This is a genomic window from Thomasclavelia sp., assembly GCF_017889095.1.
Classification (GTDB): Bacteria; Bacillota_I; Bacilli_A; order Erysipelotrichales; family Coprobacillaceae; genus Thomasclavelia.
Window position 1 is genome coordinate 1 of the sequence record NZ_JAGHEW010000034.1, and the last position, 6,280, is coordinate 6,280.

The following is a 6,280-nucleotide window of genomic DNA, read 5'->3' on the forward strand; positions in this document are numbered from 1 at the left end:
ATCAAGGACAATGCCTTTACCATTTACGGTATCACTATTAATAGCTGGATTTAAAATCGAAACGATGGTAAAAGTAATTCCGGTAACTATTTTAAGGATTCTTTCTAGCAGAGCCTGGTTATTTACGAGCATGTACTTAAAGAAAAGGTCATTATGGAATGGGATGGTCAGATGAGCTTTTTTGATCTTGTTTTGATCCATAGAAAACACCTCCTATTATTCATTTACTCCCTGACTTGAAAAATCTCTTTTTTTATTTTCTTTTTTTGACAAAAAATAGAAATAAGTATAAATATACCTATTTCTATCTAAATGTTTTTAATATTTGTGGATGATTTTATATTTTCTATCCACATCTTATTTTTTAAGATTTATTATAAAAATGAATAGGGTATTGAACCCTATTCATATAAACTTCTTCCATTTGTTTCAATTATTTTTTTATATTCATAAAAACTTTTTTTCTTCATTCTTTGAAGTGTTCCGTTATTTTGATTATCTTTATCAACGTAAATAAATCCATATCTTTTATTCATTTCACCAGTTCCGGCTGAAACAATATCAATTGGTCCCCACCAAGTATATCCGATGATCTTACAACCATCATGAATAGCTTCATTTAATTGTTTTAGATGTAATTGTAAATATCTAATTCTTTCATCATCAATAATTTTTCCATCAATAATTTCGTCAACAGTTCCAAATCCATTTTCACTAATTAATAATGGAATTTGATAACGATCAAATAATTCGTTACATACATATCTAAGACCGATTGGATCAATTGGCCAACCCCAGGCTGTTTTTTCTAAGTATGGATTGTCTACTCCAATTGGTCCACCAGTATCTGCAGCCATTTTAGTTTCACTACTTACAGCACAAGTTAAATAGTAACTAAATGATAAATAATCTACTGGATTTTCTTTTAATATTTGACGATCTTTTTCAGTAATATCAATTGATACATTTTCTTCCTCAAATAATCTTTTAGCGTAATTTGGATATTTTCCTTGAACTAAAACATCAGAATATAATAAAGATCTTCTTCTTAATTGATATGTCGCTAAAACATCCTCTGGTTTACATGTTGCTGGATACATCCCACTTAAAGAAAGCATCGCTCCCATTTTGGCATTAGGAATTATTTCTTTAAGCAACTTTTTGGCTTTAGCACTAGCAACTAACATATAGTGTCCTGCCGTATATTCCCGTTGGACCCTAGTCTTTTCATCATTAATATATAATCCCCCAGCTAAATATGGAAGTTTGATAATGTTATTGATTTCATTAAATCCCATCCAATATTTAACTTTATCTCGATAACGAGTAAAAATTGTTTGACAATAATTCATAAAGAAATCAATCATTTTACGATTATCCCAGCCACCATATTTTTTTACTAAATGTAATGGTGTTTCATAATGAGAAATTGTAACAATTGGTTCAATTCCATATTTTAGCAATTCATCAAAAACCTGATCATAAAACAATAAACCTTTTTCATTAGGAACAGTTTCATCTCCTAAAGGAAATATTCTAGCCCAATTTATTGACAATCTAAAACAATTCATTTTCATTTGTGCAAATAGTTTTATATCTTCTTTATAATGATGATAAAAATCAATAGCTTCATGACTTGGATAAACTGCTTTTTCATCAATATTCAAATCAATATTTTTCATTCTATCTTTACCAACTTTTAAAACATCGCCAATTGATAAACCTTTGCCATCTTCTAAATAAGCACCTTCAGCCTGATTAGCAGCAATTGCACCACCCCATAAAAAATCATCGTTAAAATAACTCTGCTTCATTAATTATTCTCCTGCTTTAAAAGATTTTTCATATACTTTGTTGCTTATTTTAACAAATGGAATATAAATTATAAACGCTACTGCAATAACAATTGCTTCAACAATAATTGCCTGGAATGATTGTAACCCTACAAACGCATTAACAAATAAAGGTAAGCCAAATGGAACTTCGACAGTAGCACAACCAATAAATCCAGTTACTGTAGCTACATAAGCAATAATTGTTGCTGATAATTGTGATAATACAAATGGAATTGCATAAACTGGATTTAAAATGATTGGCATCCCAAAAATAATTGGCTCATTAATTCCAAAAATACCTGGGAACAATCCTAATTTGGCAATCTCTTTTTCATCTTTTCGCTTTGAAAATAAGAAGATTGCTAGAATTAAAGAAATAGTAATACCCGCACCACCACATACAACATAAACTCTAAAGAAAGTCATTGTAAGTACATTAGTTGCTTGTTTACCAGCTTCAACCGCAGCGACATTTGCTGCTAAACCAGATAAGGCTAATGGTGATAATAATGGCATAATAACCAAACTTCCATGGATTCCCAAAATCCAAAATAATGCACATGCTAATGATAAAAAGATTACTCCAAATGGTGTTTGAGCTACTCCCTCTAATGGTTTTTGTAAAACAGTATAAATAAAGTCACTTAAATATGTACCTGTTAAATTTAAAAATACAGTTCCAAAAATTGCTACGATCAATAAAGTTAGCATAATTGGGATTAAGCTGTTAAATGAATTTGCGATATTAGCTGGTACTTGTTCTGGCATTTTTATTTTTATCTTATCGATATTTGATAACCAGCTATAAATCTCAACTGCTATAATTGCGATTAACATTCCAACAAATAAACTTTGAGCGTTCATTGATGAACTTGGCAAAACACCAGTAACCACAGTACTTAATTCTTCAATAGTAGCAGTAACACTTGTAGGAACAATTGTGATAAAAGAAATTAAAGCTAAGATTCCAGTAAAAATAGTTTTTTGATTATTTCTTCTTCCTAGTTCTATTCCAATTAAAACAGTTATTGCTAAAGACATTGTTGACATTGTCGCAAAATTAATAATATTAAATGCTGGTGATAAAGTTGTTAGCCAGTTAAACATTTCTACTTGAGCTAACCCTAATGTTTCTGAACATAAAATAATATTAAACAACGAAGCAAAAGAACCAACAATAATAAATGGCATGTATGCAGTAAAAGCATTTTTAATTGATGTTAAGTATTTGTTGTTTTCAATTGCTTGAGCTACTTTAGACAAACTATTACTAAACTTTTCTGTAAAAGACATTTTTCTTCTCCTCATTTAAATTTCACTCTTTGGCCATTGAGTCGTTAGGTTTTACCTAGATTTAATATATCATGTTATCCCAAAGATACCACCACATTATTTTCCATAATATTTGTGGAAAGTATTGGGAATATTCTCTTTTAATATTCCTTATTAATTTTACTGATATTTTGTTTATGCTATAATGTTAAAAAATACTATTGGGAGTAAATATCATGAAAAAAGTTAATTATATTAATCTTTTAGACTATCTTTCAACAAATAATTACGTGACTTCTGCATCACTAGCTTTATCACTAGGCGTTTCAAGTAAAACTGTTCGTAATCATTTAAAAGAACTAGCTATATTATTAAATAATAATGGTGCTTCTTTATCTATAAAACCTCATTATGGTATTAAACTAATCATTAATGATTATCAAAAATACAATAATTTTTATAATCTAGAAAAAGAAAAAATATTATCAGAAAAACAAATAATTCATTATGAACGAGTTGATTATTTAATTGATTTATTTTTAAATAACGAAGAATATGTCTTACTTGATCAATTAGCTGAAAACTTATATATAAGCCGTAATTCTTTAACCACTGATTTACATAAAGTAAGAAAATATTTAGAAAACTTTCAATTAACAATCATCAACAAACCAAATTATGGTTTAAAACTTTGCGGCGATGAAACAAATATAAGATGCTGTTTATTAGATCGAAAATATAACAATACTAAATTAGATGATTATAATAATTTGTTTAAATTTATCAAAAATATGATTGAAAATGATAAATTTATTTATTTTAAAAATTGTCTTCACGAAATTATTTTATACTTTTTAATTTCAGCTACTCGAATTAACCAGGGACATTTTATTAATAAAAAAATAATAAAACATTATAATGAAGAAGAATTAACAGCTAAACAAATTTATAACTTTTTAAACATACCAGCAAGTCCAGTAGAATTACAATTTGCCGGAATCTTTTTAAAGAGTCGTCAAAGTTATCCATTAAAATCACCATATTTATTTTATGATACTGATTTTGAAATCCAAAATATTATCATCCATATTTTAGAAGATATCTATAAATATTATCAAATTAATCTTTTCGATCGTCATGATTATGACATCGATTTAAGAAATTATTTCTCTGTGCATATGATTCCTTTAGTGATTAGAATAAAATATGATATTCAAATGCATAATCCACTTTTACCAAAAATAAAAAAATATCATACGCTTGCTTTTATTCTTGCTACAACTGCATGTCAATATTTGGTATCATATTATAAAAAAAATATTACTGAAGATGAAATAGGTTATATTGCTTTACTACTAGATTTAGCCATAAAAAAAAGAATAACATATTCTAATGAAAAAAAGATTCTCATTGTTTGCGACTATGGTAGAGGTGCTCAACAGTTATTAAAATTTCAGTTTGAACAAACTTTTACTCGACACGTAAAAGAGATTTTTATCAGTGATTCTTATCATCTCGATAACATTTCTAATCAGGTTGATCATATTTTTTCAACCAGTCCACTACCACCTAAATATAATGCAACCATTGTATCGTACGATTTAACAGACTATCAAATTAATGAGATTAAAAATATACTAAGAAAGCCTAAAAAGCATTTTAATATTCCAAAATTTAATCAAGATTTATTTTATACGCATTTGAATTTAAAAAGTAAGGATGAAGTTATTCAATTTTTAACTGATCAATTTTTATCTAAAAATAAAATATCAAAATCAATCGTATCGCAAATAAAAGCCAAAGAAAATCTAATTGATTCTTATTTTGCAAACTCAACCGCTATTTTAGCTCCAATTCATACTATTTCACAAGAAACGATTGTATCAGTATGTATCTTAAATCGTCCTATTAAATGGGATAATAATAAAGTTCAAATGATTATTACTATTTTAAACGAAGAAAAATTCAACCGGTATTTATTAAGATTTTTTGATATTTTAACTCAGTTATTATTAGATCATCATAAAACTAATGAAATCATAAAAAAGAAAGATTTTTTTGTTCTAATTGAAAAATATAATGAAATTGAAAAACTTGTTTCTAAATAAAATTAATAAAATATTATATCAAAACAGCCATCGACATTTAACAACGTGGTGGCTGTTTCAATCATTTATTAAGTCTATTTATTACTTAGCTTTTGTTTCTACTTTATTCTTTAACCCATCTAAAGTTATATCTTTTAAAATTTCTTTAGATACTCTTTCTAACTGTTTTGCAGTTAAACTTTCCAACCAATCACTTTCATCTTGTCCATACTTTATTATAATTTGTGCCTGCAAAGCATCTCGTATTCCATTTTTATATCCGTAATTGTATCTTTTTTCCATTTTCTTTTCCATGTATACTCGATTTTTTTCTCTTTCGAGTGCCATTTCCCATAAGGTAATCTTACCATTATTCATATATTTCTATCTCCTAATTAATTTTATCATAATCTTTTTCTAAAAATCTAATGATTATTTCTTATCACTAAAATACAATTAATATACTAACTAATAAAACATTCTAAAATTAATATCTTTATTTTTTTATTTCTACCCTGTTCCTTAACTCATCTAATGTTATTTCCTTCAATATTTCTTCAGTTACTTTTCTTAACTGTCTTAAAGTTAAATTTTCCAACCATTTATTTTCAACTAGACCATATTTTTCCATGTTTTGTAATTGAAATACCGTGATTACCCCTTGTTTATAACCATTATCATAGCTTTCTTTCATCATTGCTGCTTCTCGCATCCGACCAATTTCTATCGCAAATTCCATATCCCACATTTCCATCTCATTAAAACTTTTCATACATCTAAATCTCCTTTTCACCATCTAAGCATCTTTTTATATCATTGTATTTATGTACATTTTAAACATTATATTTTTACTTTATTATCCCATATACAAAATAAAAATTCATTGAATTATAAATTCAATATTTATAAACAAAAACAGCCAATTTGGCTGTTTTTACTTAGTTTCTACTTTTCTTTTTAGCTCATCTAATGCTATTTCTTTCAATATTTCTTTAGTAACCTTTTCTAACTGTTTTTCTGTTAAGCTTTCTAACCATTTGCTTTCATCCTGACCATATTTTGTCATGATCAGTGTTTGCAGCATTG

At 27.1% G+C, this 6,280-nt stretch carries 5 protein-coding genes and 1 pseudogene; 1 reads left to right on the forward strand and 5 read right to left on the reverse strand.

The window, feature by feature from the left end; translation table 11 throughout:
- The 3 genes and pseudogenes from J7M77_RS01615 to J7M77_RS01625 form a co-directional block, all read right to left on the reverse strand.
- A pseudogene (locus J7M77_RS01615) lies at positions 1–201 on the reverse strand (transposase); the annotation flags it as partial.
- 200 nt (positions 202–401) lie between these two features.
- Positions 402–1,814, reverse strand: a complete 1,413-nt coding sequence (locus tag J7M77_RS01620; RefSeq protein WP_296875329.1) for a glycoside hydrolase family 1 protein — start codon at positions 1,812–1,814, stop codon at positions 402–404.
- 3 nt (positions 1,815–1,817) lie between these two features.
- Entirely contained in the window at positions 1,818–3,128 is a 1,311-nt protein-coding gene (locus tag J7M77_RS01625) for a PTS transporter subunit EIIC (RefSeq protein WP_296875331.1), read from the reverse strand.
- A gap of 215 nt (positions 3,129–3,343) precedes the next feature.
- Here J7M77_RS01625 and J7M77_RS01630 point away from each other — a divergent pair, with 215 nt between their 5' ends.
- Positions 3,344–5,215, forward strand: a complete 1,872-nt coding sequence (locus tag J7M77_RS01630; protein WP_296875334.1) for a PTS sugar transporter subunit IIA — start codon at positions 3,344–3,346, stop codon at positions 5,213–5,215.
- A gap of 81 nt (positions 5,216–5,296) precedes the next feature.
- Here J7M77_RS01630 and J7M77_RS01635 read toward each other — a convergent pair whose 3' ends face one another.
- Positions 5,297–5,572 carry a hypothetical protein gene (locus tag J7M77_RS01635; protein WP_296875336.1) on the reverse strand — a complete coding sequence of 92 codons (276 nt, stop codon included), beginning with the start codon at positions 5,570–5,572 and terminating at the stop codon, positions 5,297–5,299.
- Between the two features lie 118 nt (positions 5,573–5,690).
- Positions 5,691–5,966: a hypothetical protein gene (locus J7M77_RS01640; RefSeq protein ID WP_296875337.1), complete on the reverse strand. Its 276-nt coding sequence runs from the start codon at positions 5,964–5,966 to the stop codon at positions 5,691–5,693.
- Between the last annotated feature and the right edge of the window lie 314 nt (positions 5,967–6,280).

What these genes read in the sequence shown, in the direction of transcription:
- J7M77_RS01630 (WP_296875334.1), top strand. Translation starts at nt 3,344, where the DNA reads ATGAAAAAAGTTAATTATATTAATCTTTTAGACTATCTTTCAACAAAT.
- J7M77_RS01635 (WP_296875336.1), bottom strand. Translation starts at nt 5,572, where the DNA reads ATGAATAATGGTAAGATTACCTTATGGGAAATGGCACTCGAAAGAGAA.
- J7M77_RS01620 (WP_296875329.1), bottom strand. Translation starts at nt 1,814, where the DNA reads ATGAAGCAGAGTTATTTTAACGATGATTTTTTATGGGGTGGTGCAATT.
- J7M77_RS01625 (WP_296875331.1), bottom strand. Translation starts at nt 3,128, where the DNA reads ATGTCTTTTACAGAAAAGTTTAGTAATAGTTTGTCTAAAGTAGCTCAA.
- J7M77_RS01640 (WP_296875337.1), bottom strand. Translation starts at nt 5,966, where the DNA reads ATGAAAAGTTTTAATGAGATGGAAATGTGGGATATGGAATTTGCGATA.